Source organism: Pseudoalteromonas sp. MMG005 (assembly GCF_018101015.1).
Taxonomy (GTDB): domain Bacteria; phylum Pseudomonadota; class Gammaproteobacteria; order Enterobacterales; family Alteromonadaceae; genus Pseudoalteromonas; species Pseudoalteromonas aurantia.
In genome coordinates, this window is the sequence record NZ_JAGJEK010000031.1 from 43,058 (window position 1) to 64,735 (window position 21,678).

General features: G+C 40.6%; 23 protein-coding genes. 4 read left to right on the forward strand and 19 right to left on the reverse strand.

What is annotated here, in order from left to right; genetic code table 11:
* Positions 1-133: 133 nt before the first annotated feature.
* Together nfuA and J8M01_RS24035 are read left to right on the forward strand one after the other, a co-directional pair.
* Positions 134-709: a Fe-S biogenesis protein NfuA gene (gene nfuA / locus J8M01_RS21375; protein ID WP_192506118.1), complete on the forward strand. Its 576-nt coding sequence runs from the start codon at positions 134-136 to the stop codon at positions 707-709.
* A gap of 6 nt (positions 710-715) precedes the next feature.
* A complete protein-coding gene (locus J8M01_RS24035; RefSeq protein ID WP_225738258.1) occupies positions 716-991 on the forward strand; it encodes a hypothetical protein in 276 nt (91 codons plus the stop codon).
* On the opposite strand, the gene dinF is transcribed toward J8M01_RS24035, so the two are convergent.
* Positions 936-2,267 (reverse strand): MATE family efflux transporter DinF, encoded by a 1,332-nt coding sequence (gene dinF, locus J8M01_RS21380; protein ID WP_211059268.1) that lies wholly within the window; start codon positions 2,265-2,267, stop codon positions 936-938. The genes J8M01_RS24035 and dinF overlap by 56 nt on opposite strands.
* Between dinF and J8M01_RS21385 the strand changes: the two genes are divergently transcribed.
* Positions 2,244-3,290, forward strand: coding sequence for a polysaccharide deacetylase family protein (locus J8M01_RS21385; protein WP_211059269.1), 1,047 nt, complete (start codon positions 2,244-2,246; stop codon positions 3,288-3,290). The two genes, dinF and J8M01_RS21385, sit on opposite strands and share 24 nt — an antisense overlap.
* A 17-nt stretch (positions 3,291-3,307) precedes the next feature.
* Here J8M01_RS21385 and J8M01_RS21390 read toward each other — a convergent pair whose 3' ends face one another.
* The 13 genes from J8M01_RS21390 to J8M01_RS21450 all read right to left on the reverse strand — a co-directional run bounded on the left by J8M01_RS21390 (position 3,308) and on the right by J8M01_RS21450 (position 15,686).
* Positions 3,308-4,336: a chemotaxis response regulator protein-glutamate methylesterase gene (locus J8M01_RS21390; protein ID WP_211059270.1), complete on the reverse strand. Its 1,029-nt coding sequence runs from the start codon at positions 4,334-4,336 to the stop codon at positions 3,308-3,310.
* An 8-nt stretch (positions 4,337-4,344) separates the two neighbouring features.
* The gene (gene cheD / locus J8M01_RS21395) at positions 4,345-4,962 is read right to left on the reverse strand and encodes a chemoreceptor glutamine deamidase CheD (protein ID WP_192506122.1); all 618 of its coding nucleotides are present in this window, start codon (positions 4,960-4,962) and stop codon (positions 4,345-4,347) included.
* The gene (locus J8M01_RS21400) at positions 4,955-5,776 is read right to left on the reverse strand and encodes a protein-glutamate O-methyltransferase (protein WP_211059271.1); all 822 of its coding nucleotides are present in this window, start codon (positions 5,774-5,776) and stop codon (positions 4,955-4,957) included. Before J8M01_RS21400 ends, cheD begins: the two co-directional genes overlap by 8 nt.
* Before the next feature lie 45 nt (positions 5,777-5,821).
* The gene (locus J8M01_RS21405; RefSeq protein WP_211059272.1) at positions 5,822-8,530 is read right to left on the reverse strand and encodes a methyl-accepting chemotaxis protein; all 2,709 of its coding nucleotides are present in this window, start codon (positions 8,528-8,530) and stop codon (positions 5,822-5,824) included.
* Between the two features lie 12 nt (positions 8,531-8,542).
* Positions 8,543-9,052 carry a chemotaxis protein CheW gene (locus J8M01_RS21410; protein WP_192506125.1) on the reverse strand — a complete coding sequence of 170 codons (510 nt, stop codon included), beginning with the start codon at positions 9,050-9,052 and terminating at the stop codon, positions 8,543-8,545.
* Entirely contained in the window at positions 9,049-11,142 is a 2,094-nt protein-coding gene (locus J8M01_RS21415) for a chemotaxis protein CheA (RefSeq protein WP_211059273.1), read from the reverse strand. Before J8M01_RS21415 ends, J8M01_RS21410 begins: the two co-directional genes overlap by 4 nt.
* A gap of 14 nt (positions 11,143-11,156) precedes the next feature.
* On the reverse strand, positions 11,157-11,519 hold the full coding sequence (locus J8M01_RS21420) for a response regulator (protein ID WP_192506127.1): 363 nt from the start codon (positions 11,517-11,519) through the stop codon (positions 11,157-11,159).
* 9 nt (positions 11,520-11,528) lie between these two features.
* Positions 11,529-11,801, reverse strand: a complete 273-nt coding sequence (locus J8M01_RS21425; protein WP_192506128.1) for an STAS domain-containing protein — start codon at positions 11,799-11,801, stop codon at positions 11,529-11,531.
* Positions 11,802-11,970: 169 nt separating this feature from the next.
* The gene (locus tag J8M01_RS21430) at positions 11,971-12,564 is read right to left on the reverse strand and encodes an SCO family protein (RefSeq protein ID WP_211059274.1); all 594 of its coding nucleotides are present in this window, start codon (positions 12,562-12,564) and stop codon (positions 11,971-11,973) included.
* The gene (gene cyoE / locus J8M01_RS21435; protein ID WP_211059275.1) at positions 12,564-13,466 is read right to left on the reverse strand and encodes a heme o synthase; all 903 of its coding nucleotides are present in this window, start codon (positions 13,464-13,466) and stop codon (positions 12,564-12,566) included. Before cyoE ends, J8M01_RS21430 begins: the two co-directional genes overlap by 1 nt.
* On the reverse strand, positions 13,463-14,461 hold the full coding sequence (locus J8M01_RS21440) for a COX15/CtaA family protein (RefSeq protein WP_211059276.1): 999 nt from the start codon (positions 14,459-14,461) through the stop codon (positions 13,463-13,465). The genes cyoE and J8M01_RS21440 overlap by 4 nt, the downstream gene beginning before the upstream one ends.
* A gap of 8 nt (positions 14,462-14,469) precedes the next feature.
* A complete protein-coding gene (locus J8M01_RS21445) occupies positions 14,470-14,961 on the reverse strand; it encodes a transmembrane cytochrome oxidase associated protein (protein ID WP_211059277.1) in 492 nt (163 codons plus the stop codon).
* Positions 14,958-15,686, reverse strand: a complete 729-nt coding sequence (locus J8M01_RS21450) for an SURF1 family protein (protein WP_211059278.1) — start codon at positions 15,684-15,686, stop codon at positions 14,958-14,960. The genes J8M01_RS21445 and J8M01_RS21450 overlap by 4 nt, the downstream gene beginning before the upstream one ends.
* Positions 15,687-15,698: 12 nt before the next feature.
* Here J8M01_RS21450 and J8M01_RS21455 point away from each other — a divergent pair, with 12 nt between their 5' ends.
* Positions 15,699-16,001 carry a DUF2909 family protein gene (locus J8M01_RS21455; protein WP_210997764.1) on the forward strand — a complete coding sequence of 101 codons (303 nt, stop codon included), beginning with the start codon at positions 15,699-15,701 and terminating at the stop codon, positions 15,999-16,001.
* Here J8M01_RS21455 and J8M01_RS21460 read toward each other — a convergent pair.
* From J8M01_RS21460 to lexA, 5 genes are all read right to left on the reverse strand, one after another.
* The gene (locus J8M01_RS21460; RefSeq protein ID WP_211059279.1) at positions 15,907-16,782 is read right to left on the reverse strand and encodes a cytochrome c oxidase subunit 3; all 876 of its coding nucleotides are present in this window, start codon (positions 16,780-16,782) and stop codon (positions 15,907-15,909) included. The two genes, J8M01_RS21455 and J8M01_RS21460, sit on opposite strands and share 95 nt — an antisense overlap.
* Before the next feature lie 9 nt (positions 16,783-16,791).
* Positions 16,792-17,349 carry a cytochrome c oxidase assembly protein gene (locus J8M01_RS21465; RefSeq protein ID WP_211059280.1) on the reverse strand — a complete coding sequence of 186 codons (558 nt, stop codon included), beginning with the start codon at positions 17,347-17,349 and terminating at the stop codon, positions 16,792-16,794.
* Entirely contained in the window at positions 17,349-18,935 is a 1,587-nt protein-coding gene (gene ctaD / locus J8M01_RS21470; RefSeq protein WP_192506137.1) for a cytochrome c oxidase subunit I, read from the reverse strand. The genes J8M01_RS21465 and ctaD overlap by 1 nt, the downstream gene beginning before the upstream one ends.
* On the reverse strand, positions 18,932-20,077 hold the full coding sequence (gene coxB / locus J8M01_RS21475; protein WP_210997761.1) for a cytochrome c oxidase subunit II: 1,146 nt from the start codon (positions 20,075-20,077) through the stop codon (positions 18,932-18,934). Before coxB ends, ctaD begins: the two co-directional genes overlap by 4 nt.
* Positions 20,078-20,369: 292 nt before the next feature.
* Positions 20,370-20,987: a transcriptional repressor LexA gene (lexA, locus tag J8M01_RS21480; protein ID WP_211059281.1), complete on the reverse strand. Its 618-nt coding sequence runs from the start codon at positions 20,985-20,987 to the stop codon at positions 20,370-20,372.
* Positions 20,988-21,678 lie beyond the last annotated feature (691 nt).

A 21,678-nucleotide genomic window follows, 5' to 3' on the forward strand; every position in this document is an offset into this window, starting at 1 on the left:
AACTGATGATTGTTTAAACGCTAACAGCCTAATTAGAAGTTGCCAAATTTTTACGTCCAACACTAGCGACAACACGATGAGGGGAGTATCATACAAAGTATCCGAGTAATTTAGTCAAGTAATAGTCACAGTTATGATAACCATTTCAGAAACAGCTCAATCACATTTCGCTAAACTGCTATCCGATCAAGCAGAAGCAACTAACATTCGTGTGTTCGTCGTAAACCCAGGTACTTCTCAAGCCGAATGTGGTGTATCTTATTGTCCTGCTGATGCCGTCGAGGAAAGTGATATTCGCCTTAACTTTAACGGCTTCGATGCCGTGGTTGATGCTGAAAGTGCACCATTTTTAGATGAAGCTGAAATTGACTTTGTCACAGACAAAATGGGCACACAACTTACCTTGAAGGCCCCCAATGCCAAAGCTAAAAAGCTGAGTGAAAATGCGGACCTAAATGAACGCGTTGAGTATATGCTAACCTCAGAAGTCAACCCGCAGCTAGCGAATCATGGTGGTCAGGTCAGCCTAGTTGAGATCACAGCAGAAGGGATTGCCATATTACAATTTGGGGGCGGGTGTAATGGCTGCTCAATGATTGATGTGACCCTTAAAGAAGGAATTGAAAAAGAAATGATAGCCAAGTTTGATGAAATCACCGGGGTACGTGATATCACAGAGCATCAAGCTGGTGAGCACTCTTATTATTAAGGCACCATGTTAAAAGCCATCATTTATAAACTTGGGCAGCACCCTAAGCTGAGTCTCAGGCGCTTTTTTATTGGCTTGGGACTGTTTGCACTTAGCTGTATAGCCATTGCATATGGCTATTATGAGCAAGCATGGGTGCAGCTAATTGGGCTAGGATTACTAATCCCGGCATTGTTTTTTGCTGCATGGGGTTATCTTGGTATATTTGCTAATCGCTTTTCACAAGTCATTGCAACAATGCACCCTGATCAAATATCTTCTTATAACGATAAACCAAAGTGAGGCCTCTCGTTGCCATAAAGCAGCTCATCGCAAACCATAAGCCATGATTCCCCCACTCCATCGTTAAATAAAAAGGTACAAAAAATCCAACCATCAGTGCAATAAACATCGAGTTACGCATTTCCTTTGCTCGTGTTAGGCCGACAAATACGCCGTCGAACAAAAAACATGCCATAGCAATAATTGGTAATACAATAAGCCATGGTAAATAAAGCTTAGCAGCCTTAATTACATCTGGAATATTCGTCAGCAATCCGATGATAGCTGAGCCAAATATCGCAAAAAAGACACTATATCCAATAGCAAAAATACTTCCCCACCATACGCTTACCTTAACCCACAAATGCAACTGTTGAACATCCCCTTCCCCTTTCGCTGCACCCACTTTCGCTTCGGCAGCATAAGCAATACCGTCTAATGCAAAGCTTACTAGCATGAGAAAGTTCAACAACACAGCATTGGCAGCAAGTATCGTTTCGCCTAATCGCGCACCATAAAAAGTCATGAAGCTAAAGCATAGCTGCAACAGCAAAGAGCGGATAAATATATCACGATTTAGGGTCAACAAACCTGCAATACTTTCCTTTGAAGGCAAGGATCCCCCCCAAGAAACACCGTGACGAGCGAATAGTTTTTTAACTAAACATACTGCTAACACCAATGCACTATAATCCGCGATTACAGACGCCCAAGCCGCACCAGCGACCCCAAAATCTAGTACGAGTACAAACACCACATCTAAAACAATATTCACAATATTGGTAAACAACACCAAATAAAATGGGCCTTTCCCATAATGCATGCCAAGCATGAGCCCGAGTAATACTAAATTACTTAGTGCCGCAGGAGCACTCATAATTCGAATAGAAAAGTAACTGTTCGCCTGTGACATCACTTGTGGTGACGCCCCCGACAATGCCTCTATCAAATACATTAATACTGGACTTAAAGCGATAAGCGTAACCGAAAAAATAAGAGACAAAAATAAGCTGCTTAACAGGAGTTGCTTAACTCTTACGAAGTCTTTAGCACCAAATGCCTGTGCGATAACGCCTGTTGTACTCATCCTTAAAAAACTCGCCAACCAAAATAGAATCGCAATGCTTCCTGATCCTAAAGCAATACCGGCTAAATAATGGGCACTTGAGAGATGCCCAATCACAGCCGTATCAACTAAACCTAGCAAGGGTACCGAGATATTTGATAAAATCATCGGTCCCGCAAGTAAAAGTAAAGCGAAGTGGTAGGACTTATGTTTGCTAAGAAAATGACCCATATTGTATTTTTGGCCTCAATGTTGATGACTCGCAGCGTGTTTGCCGCAGTAATATTACAGTATCATCACGTCAGCGAAAAGCTGCCCGCTGTAACCTCAGTAAGTAGTGATACATTTACAGCACATCTTCAATATCTTAAAGAAAATAATTTTAAAGTTGTGCCATTAAACACACTCTTACAGAAACTAAAGCATGGCCTAGCGGTAGGACCTAACACGGTCGCCATTACCTTTGATGATGGTTACGACAACAACATCACAGATGCCGCCCCCTTACTTGAAAAATTTAACTATCCGTATACTATTTTCGTCAACCCCAAGCTCATTGACGAACAACAAAGTTACGTCATGACTTGGGATGAATTAAGAACGCTTGCCAAACGAGGAGCATTGATCGCGAATCACAGTGCACAACATGATTATCTCCATAAAAAGTTAATGAGAGAAACCCATGATGTATGGTACACACGAATTAAGCAAGATATCACCTGGTCAGAACAGCGCATTAAAGAAGAAGTGGGGCATAATGCAAAGCTATTAGCTTACCCTTATGGCGAGTTTAACACTGCACTACAACAACTTGTTGCGGAGTTAGGCTATATTGGCATAGGACAGCATTCTGGGGCTGTGGGCATTTACTCTGACTTCACTCGTATCCCACGTTTTCCGGCATCTGGAATTTATGCTGATTTAAACACGCTCAAGACAAAATTACATTCAAATGCTTTTTCAATCGCAGCTGCGCAATATGATAATTCAGTGACATCACAATCAAAGCCAATAATCACACTCACCTTCCACAACAAGCCCTTCCATACTGGCCAATTAGCTTGCTTCATATCTGGGGGAGGCACTGCTGAGCTAACATGGTTAAATGACAAAAGTGTCTCCATCACTTCTTCACACGCTCTGACATTAGGTCGCTCAAGGTATAACTGTACCGCCCCGATTAAAGGGAAACCGGGTCAATACTATTGGTACTCGCAGCCATGGGTAATTATTAAGTCTCATCACGACAATTAGATTCCAACATGCCACCTCTACTTAGTGACTGATGACAACAATGTCTGAGCTACTCGACTAAGTGGTATAACAGTCTGTGCAGCCTCAAGCTGCACAGCCGCCCGAGGCATACCCCACACCACACAACTCGCTTCATCTTGTGCTGCAGTCTTTGCTCCGTTCTGTCGCAACTTTAACATCCCTTTTGCACCATCACTTCCCATGCCAGTTAAAAGCACGGCACTCACTTGTTTTGCCAATGGGATCAGTGAATCAAACAAAACATCTACAGCAGGTTTATGCCGATTCACAGGATCACCATCATACAGCTCACAGACCGTCACCGAGCCGCGTTTCACTATTTTTAAATGTTTATCCCCTGGCGCAATAAACACTTTACCTGGTCCTAACACATCTCCATGTTCCGCCTCTTTAACAAGCACACTCGTGCAACGATCCATACGTTGTGCAAAAGACGCACTAAATACAGGGGGAATATGTTGTGTTATCACAGTAGCAGGGGCATGCTTTGGCAGCTTCATCAATACTTCTTTAATTGCTTCTGTTCCCCCCGTCGAAGCCCCAATCGCCAAAATCGCGTTGACTTTGTACTGTTGTGACTCGCCTATGATGGTTGGAGGAATGTGATCTGACGCCTTAAATGGCCTGATCCGTGCTTGAGCAGCAACTCTGACCTTTTCTTGTAATGTATCAGCATACGCCTGTAACTGTTCTGACACATTCACCTTTGGTTTAGCAATAAAATCAACAGCACCAATTTCTAAAGCCTCAAGCGTGGCTGGTGATCCTTGCTGAGTCAATGTCGAAATCATGACTACTGGCATAGGTCGCAAACGCATTAAATTTCTTAAAAAGCTTAAGCCATCCATTTTAGGCATTTCTATATCAAGTGTTAGTACATCAGGGTGAAGTGTTTTAATCAATTCCCTTGCTTGATATGGATCTTCTGCGCATCCAACGACTTCAATGTCTGCGGCTTGTTGCAATACCTCTGTTAGTATCCCTCTTATTAAGGGAGAATCATCAATTACGAGTACTTTAATCATGCTCCCTCCTAAAACAACTCTATATCAGTTTTTGCGTCTTGCGTTTCAATGTCATGTAGATACCTAACTTCTCTCTTTTCTATCGTATCATTATGCATTTCACGCAACTTTTTCACCTGTGCTTTTCCCGTTTGAGGATGAAACACCACCTTTCTAGGCCATGGCCCTCCAACATCGTGTGATACCAGATCTAACGCTTCATCTTTAATATAAGCATTCGCAAACCGTATATTACCAACACCAATATCAGTCATTGAGCGGATTATTTTCCCTCCACCAAACAACTTTATTTTTAAATTCTCTCTTGCAGCACCATTTTTAAGCACTTCATTTATAAGATATTCCATTGCCCAGTGACCATATCGACAATTTAAATCATCAGCATGAATTTCTTCCATGCCTTTCACTCCTGGCAACATAAAATGATTCATACCACCAATGCCTAATCTATCATCATACACACACGCCGCAATACACGAACCTAATACTGTCGATATTAATTCATCATTTTTAGACACATAAAATTCACCTGGGAGCACTTTTGCTACCACCATCGAACGACCGGAATCCCAAAAGCGCTTAACATGTTCAAAACCACTTATGACTGACTTGAACTGCTTATCCATTGCATATCTTCTTATACGTGGTTTTACCTAAATTCTTAAATTCATCATGCTCTTTACCCATCGTTTCTGAATGGCCAATAAACAAATGCCCATCACGTGATAACATCTCATGATATCGCCTAAATAACGTATCTTTAGTTTCCTTATCAAAATAAATCAGTACATTACGGCAAAAAATCACATCAAATGGGCCTTTCATAGGCCAGTTTTCAAGTAAATTTAATCGCTTAAATGAAATCTGTTGTTGTAACTGTGGTTTAACTCTATATGCCTTTTCATCGGCGCTTTTTAGAAAAAATAATTTCAACTGGTTTGCTGCCAAACCCGTAATAGTATCCGGTTCATACACTCCTTGTTGCGCTTTGCTAAGTACATTTGAATCTAAATCAGTCGCTAAAATTTTCACGTCCCATGATGATGGAAATTTATCCATAATAGTCATTGCAATGCTATATGGCTCTTCACCCGTAGAACAACCAGCAGACCAAATTCGTACTCGCCGAGACTCCCTATTCGTCTCTAAAAGTGAGGGAATAATTTGCTCCGATAAATACTCGAAATGATGATTTTCTCTGAAAAAAGACGTTAAGTTTGTTGTAATTGCATTAATAAAGTGGCTAAATTCAGCATCACTATGCGTTTCTAAATACCGCAAATAATCAGTAAATGAAGTTAGGCCATTCGCCCTTATTCGCCGTGCAATTCGAGAATAAACCATTTCTCTTTTATGCGGGCCAAGCACAATACCACATGCTTGATACACCCGCTCAGAAATCACTTTAAAATCCATATCAGTAAACGTAAATTCCCGCATCCCACAGGCTCCTTTTTTATTGAATAGAAAGCGCTATGTCATGTATTAAAACTCTTCCCACTCTTCCGAATTGTCTGCAAATTGATTGCCTGTTGCGGGTGCATTAGCGCCCTCATTTGCAGTGGAATGCTCAATACGTGCAGATGCTTGAGGTGGGCGATTAGCTAATGCCTCAGGCACCGAATGCGTTTGTGACGATAACCCCATCGTTGTGGCCTCTGATTCCTCATTCAAAGAGAAGTAATTAAGCAATTTTTTCATATTGTTAGCTTGTTCTGCCATCGACTCACCTGCGGCAGATGCCTCTTCAACAAGAGCCGCATTTTGTTGAGTCATTTCATCCATCTGCGTGACCGCTTTATTCACTTGCTCAATACCTGAGCTTTGTTCCACCGAGGCTTCAGCTATATCAGAAATCATCTGCGTAACACGTTTTACTGAGGCAACAATATCCTTAAGTGTTTCTCCTGATTCGTTAACCAGAATTGTACCGTCTTCAACCTTACCCACACTATCACGGATCAGATCTTTGATTTCTTTTGCCGCACCAGCCGAGCGCTGTGCTAAATTACGCACTTCACCTGCAACTACAGCAAACCCGCGGCCCTGTTCACCCGCTCGAGCGGCTTCAACGGCCGCATTAAGCGCCAGCAAATTCGTCTGGAAAGCAATTTCATCGATCACGCCAATAATATCTGCTATTTTTTTACTCGACTCATTTATTGCAGACATACTCGAGACTGCACGATTAACAACCTCACCACCGAGCATTGCTTTATCGCATGTCTCCTCAGCTAAGCTATTTGCAATTTTTGCATTATCTGCATTTTGTCTAACCGTACTGGTCATTTCTTCCATACTAGACGCTGTTTCTTCTAATGACGAAGCTTGTTCTTCTGTTCTTTGACTTAGATCAGTATTTCCCTGTGAAATCTCTTCTGCACCACTGGCCACCAGTGTCGCGGAAGAATTAATTCGATTGAGCACCTCGGTTAATTTATCAGCGGTGGCATTCGCATCTTGCTTTAACTTGTCAAAAGCACCATGGTAATTTGCATTAACACGGCGTGTTAAATCACCATTGGCCAGCGCATCTAACATTTGTGCCGTATCTGACACAGCCCCATCAACAATACCGACAAGCTCGTTTAAACCTTGGGTTAAACGTAAATAAAAACCTTGTTTATTCGCTTCTTCCAATCTAGTGCTTAAATCACCTTTACCTGCTGCAACAACAAGCCCATTAACTTCCGCTTCAATCGCTACCTCCGCTGTTCTATCGCTCCACTCAACCACTGTACCAATTCTTTCTCCATCAGCACCTATAATTGGATTAGCGACCAACCCAAATGTCCGGCCACCAACTAAGATTTCCGTTTTATAAACTGATGTCAAACGCTCTAACATACTTCGTTGATGTGATGGATCCTTGTGGAAAATGTCAATATTTGAGCCAAGTAAAGTACGACTATCAAAATGTGGTAAATCTTTCTTAATATCACTTTCTGCATTGCCCATCATATGAACAACGGCTTTGTTCATATAGACGATATTGTGTTCGTCATTTGCAATCATGGTATTCGTTGCCACATTATCAAGTGCCCGCTTCACCCGTAAATTTTCATTTGCGCGTTCTTGCTCTTCTTTCTCTTTAGCCAAACGTTTGGTTTTGTCTTCCCATTCAACCACTGTACCCAGTCTTTCATTATTATCATCGTATACCGGTGTGGCTATCAGTCCAAATATAAAGCCAGCCACCTCAATGTCTGTCTTGTAGGTTTGTGTTAGTTTCGCCAATAAGTGTCGTTGATGGCTGGGGTTTACATGAAATACATCGATACATTCACCAATTAACTTACTTGCATCAAAATTAGGTAGCGCACTTCTAAGCTGTGCTTGATTAGCAGTTAACATTTGTAATACTGAGTGATTGGCATAAACAATATTCAAATCGGGATCGGCTAACATTACATTCGCTTGGCACACATCTAATGCGCTCGATATACGAGCTGTGTGTGCGGACAGCACTCGCTGCTTCTCCTCAAACTCTAATTTTTCCGTTATATCTTTCCATTCAACCAATGTTGCGATACGCTCATGCTGATCATTGAATACTGGTGTTGCTATTAACTCAAACGTCAAGCCTGCAACTTTAATCTTTGTCGTATATACCTGAGACAGAGTCCCTAATAAACTCCTTTGATGTGCGGGGTTTACATGGAATGCATCAATATTCCTGCCAACTAAGCCATCTACACGAAAACTTGGCAAACTCTCTTGTAACTTAGCTTCGTTATCTTTTAACATTTGGGTTACTGAATCATTCAGATACGTAATATTAAGATCTGTATCAGCGACCATGATATTTGCTTGGCACACTCGCAAGGCTCTAACTAAACTATCTATATGACTTTTATCAGATTTAAGGGACTGCTCTGATTGCGCAGTCAAAGCACGGTGTAATTGCGAGTAATGACTAAAATCAATCGTGGCTATTGTTTCTATCTCTTCAACTTGTAAAAACGGCAAAACGCGCTCAACGCACTCAAGTTGAGCGAGATAATGACTAAAGCAATGCTTCAAGTACAAGACGCAAGCTAATACAGCAATAATAGGCACCAACATCATTGCACTATTTATCAGTGTCAGATCAATACCTATAAGCTTAAATGCCAAAGCAATACAGGCAATTTGAACGATGCCAACATACATCAATTTATTATTAATTGGCCCCTGTAAATTATGATTACTCATGTTCTCTCCACTTTACCCATGCTGCATATAATTTGCGCTCAAATCTAACACTCTCGCTAAATTAAGTAACACAACCATTTTCTCGCCGACATTTACTAAGCCATGCACATATTGTGCATTATCAGAATCCTGAAAATCAGGAACATCTTTGGCCTTTTCCTCAGAAATACTATAAACATCCGAGACCGCATCTACGACTAAGCCCATTACTTTGAGCTGATCTTTTATCTCAACTGACACAACAATTACAACAGTTAGAGGGCTATACGCCACACTTTCAATCCCAAAGCGTAACCGTAAATCAATAATGGGGACTATCGTCCCTCGTAAGTTAATCGCCCCTTTAACAAACGCTGGGGCATTAGGAATAACGGTGGCATCCTCCCAACCTCTAATCTCTTGAACTGCTAAGATATCCATTCCATATTCTTCACCAGCCATCATAAATGTAAGATACTGATCTTCATCTTGTTGACCACCTAGAATTAATTGTTGGTTTAAATCAGCTTGTTCATTCATCATGCAACCTCAACAGCTTTCGCTTCTACTAGAAGCTCTTGTGATCCAGGCCGCTTTAAACCACTTAGTTTTATCAAACCGCTAATATCAATAATCAATGATACTCGACCATCACCAAGTATTGTTGCACCCGATACTCCATCCACCTTTTGATAGTTAGCTTCAAGGCTCTTAATTACGACTTGTTGCTGGGCTAATAAATCATCAACAAGTAAGCCAACTTTATGGTTGTCACTTTCCACAACAACTAAGAGTGTTTTATCAAGCTCTTCAATTGCCCCTTGATGGCTAAAAATGTCGTAGAGTCTCAAAATCGGGATATATTCATCTCTTAGCCTCAATACATCCAAATCTTTGCCAACGCGACTGACTTTTGAAATATCAATTTGTAACGATTCAACGATTGAAATGAGTGGAATAATGTAAGTGTGCTGAGCAACCTTGACCAATTGACCATCAAGAATCGCTAATGTTAACGGTAAACGTATTGTAAATGTTGAACCAACACCTGGTGCAGACGACACCTCAACAGAGCCATTTAATGCTTGAATATTTCGTCGCACAACATCCATACCCACTCCCCTGCCAGAAATATCACTCACTGCGTCTGCAGTAGAAAAACCTGGCATGAAAATAAGTTCATTTATTTCATCTGCACTGAGCTCATCGGATTCTTGCACCAGACCATTTGCAATGGCTTTTTCTTTAATTTTCTCTGTATTTAAACCTTGCCCATCATCCATAATTTCGATCACAATGTTTCCTCCTTGATGAAATGCATTTAAGGTAACAGTGCCTACTGGATCTTTACCCGCAGCAACTCGCTGCTCAGGAGTCTCTAATCCATGATCCAAAGAGTTTCTCACTAAATGCACCATCGGATCGGAGATTTTCTCCATAACCGTTTTATCCAGTTCGGTTTGTTCCCCTAACAGTTTCAACTCAACTTGCTTATTAAGTTTCTGTGATATATCTCGGACTAAGCGAGGGAAGCGACTGAATACAAAACTAATAGGCAACATTCTAATGCGCATAACATTTTCTTGCAGATCTCGAGTATTGTGAGCAAGCTGCGCCAAACCTTCCTGTAATGAAGTAATGGTTGTCTCTGTTATATCCTGCTCTCCGATTTGACTCAGCATGGCTTGTGTAATAACAAGCTCTCCAACCATATTTATCAGGGAATCGACCTTATCAATACCTACTCGAATAGACGTGGAGCTTTGTTCTGATGGTTTTTTTGGTTCAGCTTTTTTCCCGAGAGAATTGACTGACACTTCAGTTTTAACCGGTTTTGGTGATGGCGCTTCGAGGCCACTATTACTCTCAATATTGACATTTGCTGTTTCTACATCCGCGTTACTGGCGACCTTACCAAATAGCCCGCCGCACATTGTAATTTCAATATGTGCATCATCTTCAACCCATTCAAAAATCTCTTTAATTGCTGATTCAGGTTTGATGGTTGTCAAAAAAAATCGCCAACTTAAAAAGCACTCATCTGGACTTAAATTTTCGATACTTGGGATCCCATCATAGAAAGCTGTGGTTTCTAATTCTCCAAGTTCAGCTAATTCGCTAATCATGTAGAGGGGTTCATTACCGGTTTTAAACAAATGAGGCAAAGGCTTGAAATCAATTTGATAAGTGGATTCTCCTGAAGACTCTTGAAGTGACTCAACAGGCTCTTCAGCCACACCATCACTCATACCGAGAATCACTTCAAATTTTAACCTTAGCTCATTGGCTTCACTAAGGTCTGGTGCTTGTTCTGCTTGAAGTGCCCCCAATAAAGCCCGCAAACAATCAACTGATTTGAGTAACAAGTTTACATGCTCAGCAGTTAATTGACGTTGCCCATCACGGATCTGATCTAAAAGTGTTTCTAAAACATGGGTAAAATCGGACACTGACGTAAAGCCAAAAGTGCCACTGCCACCTTTAATAGAATGTGCGGCTCTGAAAATTGTATTGATCGTTTCGGAGTCTTCAGCGCCTGGTTCTAAATTAAGTAACTCGGCTTCCATTGCATCTAACCCTTCAAAGCTTTCCTCAAAAAAAACTTCAAAGAATTGACTTAAATCAATACTCATAAGGCACTCCTAGATCAACGAATAACCTTTTTTAATACCGCTAATAACTGCTCCGGGTTAAACGGTTTAACAATCCACCCTGTAGCCCCTGCTGCTTTACCTTCGGTTTTCTTATCTAAACCCGATTCAGTAGTCAACATTAACAACGGGGTGAATTTATAATTAGGTAGCGAGCGCAGTTCACGAATTAAGGTAATACCATCCATCACAGGCATATTCACATCAGATATAACGGCGTCAAACCCCTGCTGCTTTGCAATACTAAGCGCCTCACTGCCATCTTTAGCCTCAGTTACATCAAAACCCGCTTTTTTTAATGTGAATCCGACCATTTGTCGCATTGATGCAGAATCGTCTACAGCCAAAATCTTTTTCATACTGACCTCTTAATTAACACTATCTAGGGCTAAATATTGTACTAGTCCTAACTCATCGACTGCATTAGTAAACGCAGTACTTTGCCCGTGCCAGACTATTTGATGATTGATGTTCTGGAGATGTTTTTGTAACGCACAAAGCAATTGAATTGACGCCGTATCAGCTCTACAGACTTCAGAAATATCAATACAAACGTCATGCTCTACATGCAGTTCTTGCTGCAACTGCTGATGTAAATCTTCAACTTGACTTATCGTCAACTCAGGTGAAAGTTTTAACATATGCAGGGCACTGTCCTTGTAAATTTATATTTATAAACTCAGCTTAGACGCAGATGTAAAAAATGCCATAAAAGTTAATACAAAAAAGGTAAAAATAATTAGCGTGTTAGCTATAAATACCGGAAAAACGCACACTATAATTCAAGCACATTATCCCGTATTTCTGTTCTTACATTGCAATAAGGTTAAAATCAGAGATCAGCGTAGCAACATCAATCAATGGAATTTCATTTGCCGTGTATTTGGCCTTGAAAATAGCCGCTAATTCACCATTTGGATTAATCAATGCCACCGACGCGCTATGATCAACATAATACTCTGAGTCTTCACTGTTATTAATCGCATAAATTAACCCAATATCACGTACAAACGGAAATAATGTCGCGTGAGGCCCACTCATCGCTTTAAACTCGTGATTGAAATAGTCTATATATGCTTGACGCTTTTCAACAGTGTCCCTTTGCGGGTCTACCGATATAAACCAAATAGACAATGGAACACTATTTTGTAATCGTTGATGTACTTGAGCAAGTTTCGCCAATGTCATCGGACAAATATCAGGGCAACTCGTATACCCTAGAAACAACAATGTCCATTGTCCTGGTAAATCTTGCTCAGTCAATATTTCGCCATGTTGGTCTGTTAACGCAAATGGTTTGATAAGTTTTGGCTGTTGATAATGAACCGTCAAATCAGATACCACCGGTTTTTCTGAACACCCAAGTAATAAAACCGAAACGATCCCAAGTAAGATATAACGCATTACATAATCCATTTATCTGCAAAAAGAGCGACAAATAGTAGCAGTAAATGACTTATTGAAAAACGAAAAAGCGCCATCGCTTTCTCATCTGAGGGCCAATAATACAGACTCACACTTTTAACTATAAACCAACCATTTAACAGACTTGAACACACTAAATAAAACCATCCAGACATCGAAATTAGATAAGGTACAATGCAGATCAGTGCGAGTAATATGGTATAGACAATCATGCATAGTTGTGTGAACTGTGTACCATGAGTTACAGGCAACATCGGAATATTAGCACGCTGATAGTCATTTCTTCGGGCTATCGCCAATGCCCAAAAGTGTGGAGGGGTCCAAGCAAAAATAATCATGACTAAGAGTAAAGGCTCTGCATCTAACTGCCCAGTTTCACTTACCCAGCCAAGAAGTGGCGGCATCGCACCAGCTAACCCACCAATCACGATATTTTGGGGGGTTGCTCGCTTTAAGAATAGGGTATAAACAACGGCATAGCCTAAAAGAGCTAGCAGCGTTAATACTGTACACAGTAGGTTGCTCCACAGTAAAAGAACAACAACTCCTATCACGGTCAACCCTGAGGAAAATAACAATGCATCACGCACCGTTAATCGGTCCGTCGCGACAGGTCTGTGTCGCGTTCGCGCCATCTTTTGATCTATTTCTCTGTCGACAACATGGTTAACGGCCGCTGCCGCTGCCGCTAAAGCACCAATACCCAATAAACTCATTATTTGGGATACCCAACTGCGATCCATCTCTGGCGCCAAAGCAATACCAACCCAAGCAGTGATTACCAACATGGCCACTACTTTCGCTTTACAAATGGCAATGTAGTTACCCACTGAGTGCCACCAAGAAGCATACACACTTTGATTCATAACCGCTGTTTTCATACTACGTCTCCACATCGGTACTTGATTAAAAAACACAACCTAACCATGCTAGTCAATAACATAGCTGCCATAAAATTATGAAAGAGGGTTAAAAGTAGCGGAAATTGTAAATATACAATCGCCGCTCCCACACTCAACTGAATAATCAATAATGCCACGACCCAGAGAATGGCATATTTGAAAGTTGTTGATGTTGCGAGTGCATACAGCTTGATAGCCATTACAAATATCGCAATTGACGTGACCAGCGCCCAAAATCGATGAACAAAATGGATAGACAGCCTCGTTTCAAATGGCAATACGCCATACTCATAATTTTCTTGGCCAATTGGTAAATGAAATAAGCTATTAATTGAAAACAACTCCATATTGTTACATGCAGGAAGGCCCGTACAATGAGGTGCAGCATAATTCGCGGCCACCCAACCACCTAGAGCAATTTGAATAACCAATATCCCCAAGACAAACAGTACCATTTTAAACCGGTGAGATACCTTGTCAGCCAATGGACTCAAACTAGTTGCAACGCGAAAGTAGAGTAATGACAACAACGATAAAATACTAAAGCCCCCTAATAAATGCCCCATCACTATAAAAGGTTGCAAATTCATAGTTACCGTCCACATTCCCAACGCGCCTTGGAATAAAATGAGTAAGGTTAATAAACAAACAAGCTTTGTAGGTAAAGGACTTGCCCGCTTATACTTAATCGCTATTACACACAAAAACAGAACAAGTAACCCTAAAATCGCCGCAAAATATCTATGGATCATTTCAATCCAAGCCTTTTCATGTTCAATCTTGCTTTCAGGGAATTGAGACTGCGCAACAAGCACATCTTCAGCTAATGTAGGTACTGACATAAAGCCATAACACCCTGGCCAATCTGGGCAGCCAAGGCCTGAGTTACTTAAACGCGTATATGCACCTAACGTGACAACTACAGCAGCCAATAAGCAACCGAAGAGTGCTATTTTTCGATAATTATATTGCATACTCCCCCCTAACTACTTCTTGCATAATTCAACAACTTCTTCAGATCTTTCAACATTCCTTTATGATTCATACGATTTTCTTGAGCATCAAAGCTATGATCATATGCCAACACTACAAGCCCTCGATGGTCTATCAAATACAACTTACCGACCTCCAGTTCGGTCAAACTAGGATATGCCAGCATCTTACTATCACCTGTCTCTCTCCCTAAAATAGCCAAACTGACCCGTTTTTTATTTTTCCCTAACGCTGTATACGTATTAGTTAAATCATTTAACTGATGAGTGCATGCTCGTGTACAATGAATCGGTGCATTTAAAGCAATGGTCCAAAGTACGCCAGGCTCTTGTTGCCAACCTGCAATAGAAATCTCACCCTCAACGAACTTTCCATTATTTGTTACACGGTCAGGTAACCAATTAAAAGACACTGCAATATAAGCAAGCAAAAATGGCACACTACAGCAACATAGAAATAACCACATTGGTTTATTTTTCATTGAGTTTCTTCCTTTTTTTTCAACATAAAATATCCAATTGCAGCAGCGGATATGCCTATTAACAACCATTGCAGCGCATAGGCTTGATGCTTTTGAGGAGACATAACTACAGCTTGATAATGCGGTTGCCCAACGACTGCTTGAGTACCTACTTGATACGTCAAAAATGGATATATACTTAACCCAGTAATATTCAAAAAATAAGATAGGTCGATATATTGAAGTAAATTAGGCTGATTAATATCCATTGCTGGCTGTGATGCTAGCGTAAAACCTTGAATATCCTTGCTCTTAATCTGTAAATTAAGCTCTATTTGCTCATCCGGCAAATTCAATAAAGGTAATGTTCTAGATGCAGGTGCTGCCACAAACCCTAAATTAACAAGCAGCATTCCATTAAGGTTATTGGCGTCAAATAGGGTCACCACGTCATATCCTGTTTGACCCTCAATAACTTTGTTATCTAAAAACCAGATATTCCCCTGTACAAAATGCCCCACAACTTTTATTTTTGCACTATGAAGCAGATCCGGTGACGTGACCAGAAACTTCCTTAAATCAGACCTCGGCGCGGCTAAGTGTGCCTGCTCCTGCTTGAGTAGTGATTCTTTATTTTCCCCCCTTAACCATTGCCATCGCGCGAGCAATAAACACACAGTAACAATAAGTATTACTGCCAATGTCGCCAAAATTGAACTAAGCTTGTAACGACTCACTTCTTGCATATAGGCCTCTAAATGTTGATTAAACTTGTTATCGTATTTTTATTATTATTTATCTTATTCAACCTATTTAGAGCACTTTATTTAATGGTCTCTAACACTCAAGAAAATAAACCTATGTCTTTTTACCTCGGGCGCCGGGTTATTTACTCTGTGTTTGTGATTTTACTTATCTTATGTAGTGCACTATTTGAACTTCTTCCGCTTAATAGCACACCATTACTCATAGAACATACACAAATACAAACAAACACAACCAGACAACATCAACAAAATGCCAATACCAAGCAGCCGCTTGAAAAGCAAAGTGTTGTTTAGAGTCCAAATGCCCCTTGAATATACGCAGTAAAACAACCATTAACATCAAAGTGCCTAGTGTCACATGCATACCATGAAACCCTGTAAGCAAGTAAAATGTATTGCCATAAAGCCCTGATTGTAATGTCAAATTCAGATCATTATAGGCATGCATATACTCTGCGACTTGCAACCCTAAGAACACCACACCAAGTAACACAGTTAAACTCAAAAATACTTTCAGTTTTGCTCGTTCATCACGCTCTATAGCGACATGTGCAAAATGAATTGTGACAGAAGAAGTTAAAAGAATAATTGTGTTGATTAACGGTAAGCCCTGCCACCCCATCGCATTTGTGGTATCACCAGCTGGCGTAGTTAACAGCGGCCAAACGGCCTCAAAGTTCGGCCAAAGCACCTCGTAAGTCATCGCATTATTGCTGGCTCCTCCTAACCAAGGCACAGATAACACCCGGGCATAAAACAATGCCCCAAAGAATGCTAAGAAAAACATTACCTCAGAAAAAATGAACCAACTCATACCCTGACGAAATGAACGATCCATTTGCGCCGAATATAACCCTTTTTGCGACTCTTCAATTACATGTTTGAACCAACCAAACAACATGTATATCAAAACACCAATCCCTGCATATAAAATATAACTCCCACTCGCATTTTCGGAATTAACTTGCATGACAGTCAAGCCAGCACCAATGGCAATTAAAAACATTGCGACGGCACCAATTATTGGCCACTGACTTTGCTCTGGTACATAATAGTTTTCATATTTTTGTTCCACGAATCTCTCCTAACTTGCGACTGCACTTGCAGTCACAGTATGAATATTGGCTTGTGCTGAGTCACTAATATCAAATACGGTGTATGACAACGTTAACTCTTTCACATCAAGGGGTAACTCTGTGTCTACATAAAATAATAACTTGAACTCAAGTTGCTCACTTGCAGCAAACGCTTGCTTATCAAAACAAAAACATGCCATTTTATGTAGATACTTTGCTGCTCTTCCTGGAGAAACTGAAGGAACGGCTTGCATAACTCGTGCACTTTTACTTAAGTTTTGTGCTGAAAATATCACTTCCGTCATCTCACCAGGTTTAACTTGGACCATATACTGCTGCGCTTTCACAGCAAATGGCGCACTTTGTTGTGCATGGGTCGTAAAGCTCACATCAACCGTTCTGGAGTTGACAATTTGTTGACTTTTCGCAGCCACTTCCATATTCGGCTTGCCATTAAGGCCCGTCACATCACAAAACACGTCATAAAGAGGCACTAATGCAAAAGCAAAAGCAAACATTGCCACCGCACTCAACAATAATTTCTTTAATAAGACACTGTGTTCCATTATTTAACCTCTGGCGGAGTACTGAAGGTATGATATGGTGCTGGGGATGCAACCTCCCACTCAAGCCCTTCAGCCCCATCCCAAACTTTGCTTGGGACAGACTCTCCACCACGAGCACATTTATAAACAACCAAAACAAACAATAACTGCGATAACCCAAAAGCAAAGCCGCCAATACTTATTATGGCGTTAAAATCCGCAAACTGGAGGGCGTAGTCAGGAATACGCCGAGGCATACCAGCAAGACCGACAAAATGCATAGGAAAGAATAAGACATTAACGCTTACTAATGACAACCAAAAGTGCCATTTTGCAAGGGCAATGTTATACATGTGGCCCGTCCATTTCGGTAGCCAATAATAAGCTCCTGCCATAATTGAGAACACGGCACCGGTTACCAATACATAATGAAAGTGCGCAACGACAAAATAGGTATCATGATACTGAAAATCGGCAGGTGTTATTGCTAGCATCAAGCCTGAGAAACCACCTAACGTAAATAACACAATAAAGGCAATGGAAAACAGCATTGGGATTTCGAACGTTATTGACCCTCGCCACATCGTCGCCACCCAATTGAATACCTTCACCCCTGTTGGAACCGAGATCAACATAGTCGCATACATGAAAAATAGCTCGCCAGCCAGTGGCATCCCAGTAGTAAACATATGATGTGCCCAAACAACAAAAGAAAGTAGTGCAATTGAAGAAGTCGCATACACCATTGAGGCATATCCAAATAATTTTTTCCGTGAGAAGGTTGGAACAATGGTAGAGATGATCCCAAAAGCGGGCAAAATCATGATGTATACCTCTGGATGGCCAAAGAACCAAAATATATGTTGGAACATTACCGGATCACCACCACCTGCTGCGTCAAAAAAACTAGTGCCAAAATACTTATCAGTTAATACCATAGTGACAGCACCTGCTAATACAGGCATAACCGCTATCAAAAGAAATGCGGTGATCAACCACGTCCATACGAATAACGGTAACTTCATCCAAGTCATACCTGGTGCTCTCAAATTGACTATGGTTACAATCACATTAATTGCCCCCATAATTGAGCTGATCCCCATTATATGAACCGCAAATACAAATAGCGCGGTGTTATCATTGCTATATGTCGTCGATAGTGGCGCGTAGAATGTCCAACCAAAAGCTGGCCCACCACCTTCCATAAACAATGACATTAATAGGATTGAAAAAGCGAATGGCAGAATCCAAAAGCTCCAGTTATTCATTCTAGGTAACGCCATATCTGGCGCGCCTATCATCATGGGTATCATCCAATTTGCTAACCCCGTAAACGCTGGCATTACAGCCCCAAAAACCATAATTAAACCATGCACGGTAGTCATCTGATTGAAAAAATGCGGATCGACTAGTTGCAGTCCAGGCTGAAATAGCTCGGCGCGAATGACCATTGCCATCGCCCCTCCAACGATGAACATAGTCAGAGAAAAAATTAAATACAGAGATCCTATATCTTTATGATTTGTTGTATAAAGCCAACGCTTAAATCCTTTCGGCATATGGTGGTGTTCATGGTTTTGCTCTTGAGATTCAACCAATGTACTCATTGTTCTTTCTCCTTAGTCGCGTCTATTTCTAATTGTATTTGACTAGGTTGAACCACTTCACCAGTATCATTACCCCAGCTATTACGCTTATAGGTAATAACACCAGCAATTTGTTTGATAGACAGTTGCTTCCCAAATGCCTGCATGGCTGTTCCTGGTTTACCATTAAGCAAAATATCAATGTGAGGTTGCAAATCACCTGTCACCATAGGGCTCCCCTTTAAGGCAGGAAACACACCAGGTAATCCCATTCCTGTTGGTTGATGGCATGCTGCACAGTAACCCATGTAAACTTGCTCCCCAACTGCCATTAATTCTTCTTTGCTTAACGTTTGATCTAGTAATGCAGCACTTGCTGCCGCCTCTATCGATTTTTGTTGTTTGGCCTGAGCCAACCAGAGATCAAATTCATCAGGCGCTCTTGCATCAACGACGATTGGCATAAACCCATGATCTTTTCCACATAGCTCTGCACATTGTCCTCTATAAATTCCTGCCTCATTTACATTAGTCCAAGCTTCATTAATAAAACCGGGGTTTGCATCTTTTTTCACTGCAAAGTCGGGGACCCACCAAGAATGAATTACATCATCAGAGGTCATCAGAAATCGTACTTTTTTTCCGGTCGGTATAACCAATGCTTTGTCCACTTCCAACAAATAATGCTCACCTTTTTCTTCCTTATCATTCATCTGCTCTCTTGGTGTGGAAAGTACAGAGTAAAAATCTACATCATGGCCCATGTACTCGTAATGCCACTTCCATTGAGAGCCGGTCACTTTAATGGTTAGATCTGCTTTACTAGCATCTTCCATCGCTATCAACGTTTTAGTAGCCGGTATAGCCATTACGACCAATATAACGAATGGAATCGCAGTCCAAAGAATTTCTACCTTGGTACTTTCGTGAAATTGAGCTGCAATAGCGCCTTTAGATTTTCGGTGATGTATGAGTGCCCAAAACATCACCGCAAAAACGATGACACCTATAACACAACATATCAGGAAGATAGTCATATGGAGTTGATAGACATTTTGACTTATGTCTGTCACTCCTTGTCGCATATTGTAAGCACTATTACTGGTCGCACTAAACGAGAGTAATAAAACGAATAAGCTTACAAACGCATGGCATGCTTTCATGTGACGCCCCTTTATTTTGCGCTAGTAAATGACCTTTTCACTAAAATGCGCATGGTGTTTTTATTATCGGATGACTGTCATGAGCTGCGACTTTCGTCGAATGCTAAACTGCGTGACTATTAACTAATTAGTCAATAAATAAGCAATTTGCAAGTTTTAAGGTGTTTTTAAACAACTAGAGGGGAAGTGTTTGAATTTATTTGGCACAATAGAATTAAAACCTAAGTGAAACAGGTGAATTTAGAGATAAACTCACCATTTTACTTCATGAAGTTGATGCTATTGGATGTAATTACATCCAATTACCATTTCTTATCACACCAACTGCTAAGCCTTCTATTGCAAAAGACTCATGCTCCAAGTCAACCTCAATCGCTGAAAAGTCGTCATTTTCTGCGTGTAATAAAACACGTTTACCTGCTTTCTCTAAGCGCTTTACAGTTACGTCTTCATCCACTCTGGCAACAACTACTTGGCCATTTTCAGCCACTTGAGTACGATGTACTGCTAGTAAATCTCCATCGATAATACCAATATCTTTCATACTCATCCCATTAACCCGCAATAAGTAGTCGGCCGCAGGCTTAAATAAAGACGGATCGACTTGGCAATGCGTTTCGATATGTTGCTGTGCTAAAATGGGTTCACCAGCAGCAACCCTGCCAATCAAAGGGAGACCTAATTGCTCAGCTTCATCTTCGACGGCTAATCGAATTCCTCTACTTGCTCCAGGGACCATCTCAATAACCCCTTTTTTTGCTAGTGCTTTCAAGTGCTCTTCTGCAGCATTTGCACTTTTAAAGCCTAATGCATCTGCAATTTCTGCACGTGTTGGTGGCATTCCTGTATCTTTAATAAATACTTTGACGAGTTCAAATACTTGTTCTTGTCTTTTTGTCAGAGGTCGCATACAACTGGTTTTCCATACAGTATTATTTACTGTGAGTATATACAGTTAGATATAAATCGCAAATATTTGTCATAAAAATAGGTGAAGCTGCAAAATGGGGAGGCAAATAGCGATATGACCTAACATCTTTAGGCTTTCTCAAAGCAGTTTATTTCACCGGTTTAATTTAAAAACCTCCTCTCCTATACACATTAGCTACAGCCTATAAATTCAAAGGTAATCGCATCTAGAATTGATAAAAAACTTATAAAACAAAACGCTAAAAAATGAACGTTATTTAATAGGAAGTGATATGCTGATTAATAGGTACTCTATTAGAAAAACATTAAAAAAAGTGCGAAGCGGCCAATTGATAAACTAATGAGACATTTAAGACCTTTCTGTTATCTTGGCTCTATAAAAGTAAAGGGTCGAGTTTTTATCTTTAGGGCCATAGAGCTTAGGTAATAAGTGATAAGGTATCAGTAAAACTCCTGCTCTTTAAGAACGTAAACTCAGCACGCTTTAACAAATACAATTTCTTTTCTCTCAACCAATACAACCTCACCTTTTGTGAGCTTGCTTCAGAAGCATTTGTAACTTGCTCAAAAAATAAACCCTACGGTGCATAAGAAAATACTAGAGTATGGGTAGTTATTCTGGTAATGAAAATCACAAACTTTAAAAAACAAAAAACCCGTTACATTTCTGT

Excerpts from the sequence above, each read along its gene's own strand:
- cyoE (WP_211059275.1), bottom strand. The coding sequence starts at position 13,466 with ATGAAAACAGCGGTTATGAATCAAAGTGTGTATGCTTCTTGGTGGCAC.
- J8M01_RS21385 (WP_211059269.1), top strand. The coding sequence starts at position 2,244 with ATGTTTGCTAAGAAAATGACCCATATTGTATTTTTGGCCTCAATGTTG.
- J8M01_RS21465 (WP_211059280.1), bottom strand. The coding sequence starts at position 17,349 with ATGGAACACAGTGTCTTATTAAAGAAATTATTGTTGAGTGCGGTGGCA.
- J8M01_RS21400 (WP_211059271.1), bottom strand. The coding sequence starts at position 5,776 with ATGCGGGAATTTACGTTTACTGATATGGATTTTAAAGTGATTTCTGAG.
- J8M01_RS21425 (WP_192506128.1), bottom strand. The coding sequence starts at position 11,801 with ATGTTAAAACTTTCACCTGAGTTGACGATAAGTCAAGTTGAAGATTTA.
- J8M01_RS21405 (WP_211059272.1), bottom strand. The coding sequence starts at position 8,530 with ATGAGTAATCATAATTTACAGGGGCCAATTAATAATAAATTGATGTAT.
- J8M01_RS21440 (WP_211059276.1), bottom strand. The coding sequence starts at position 14,461 with ATGCAATATAATTATCGAAAAATAGCACTCTTCGGTTGCTTATTGGCT.
- J8M01_RS21420 (WP_192506127.1), bottom strand. The coding sequence starts at position 11,519 with ATGAAAAAGATTTTGGCTGTAGACGATTCTGCATCAATGCGACAAATG.
- J8M01_RS21430 (WP_211059274.1), bottom strand. The coding sequence starts at position 12,564 with ATGCGTTATATCTTACTTGGGATCGTTTCGGTTTTATTACTTGGGTGT.
- J8M01_RS21445 (WP_211059277.1), bottom strand. The coding sequence starts at position 14,961 with ATGAAAAATAAACCAATGTGGTTATTTCTATGTTGCTGTAGTGTGCCA.
- J8M01_RS24035 (WP_225738258.1), top strand. The coding sequence starts at position 716 with ATGTTAAAAGCCATCATTTATAAACTTGGGCAGCACCCTAAGCTGAGT.
- ctaD (WP_192506137.1), bottom strand. The coding sequence starts at position 18,935 with ATGAGTACATTGGTTGAATCTCAAGAGCAAAACCATGAACACCACCAT.
- coxB (WP_210997761.1), bottom strand. The coding sequence starts at position 20,077 with ATGAAAGCATGCCATGCGTTTGTAAGCTTATTCGTTTTATTACTCTCG.
- dinF (WP_211059268.1), bottom strand. The coding sequence starts at position 2,267 with ATGGGTCATTTTCTTAGCAAACATAAGTCCTACCACTTCGCTTTACTT.
- J8M01_RS21390 (WP_211059270.1), bottom strand. The coding sequence starts at position 4,336 with ATGATTAAAGTACTCGTAATTGATGATTCTCCCTTAATAAGAGGGATA.
- J8M01_RS21415 (WP_211059273.1), bottom strand. The coding sequence starts at position 11,142 with ATGAGTATTGATTTAAGTCAATTCTTTGAAGTTTTTTTTGAGGAAAGC.
- J8M01_RS21450 (WP_211059278.1), bottom strand. The coding sequence starts at position 15,686 with ATGCAAGAAGTGAGTCGTTACAAGCTTAGTTCAATTTTGGCGACATTG.
- J8M01_RS21455 (WP_210997764.1), top strand. The coding sequence starts at position 15,699 with ATGTTGATTAAACTTGTTATCGTATTTTTATTATTATTTATCTTATTC.
- J8M01_RS21410 (WP_192506125.1), bottom strand. The coding sequence starts at position 9,052 with ATGATGAATGAACAAGCTGATTTAAACCAACAATTAATTCTAGGTGGT.
- cheD (WP_192506122.1), bottom strand. The coding sequence starts at position 4,962 with ATGGATAAGCAGTTCAAGTCAGTCATAAGTGGTTTTGAACATGTTAAG.
- nfuA (WP_192506118.1), top strand. The coding sequence starts at position 134 with ATGATAACCATTTCAGAAACAGCTCAATCACATTTCGCTAAACTGCTA.
- lexA (WP_211059281.1), bottom strand. The coding sequence starts at position 20,987 with ATGCGACCTCTGACAAAAAGACAAGAACAAGTATTTGAACTCGTCAAA.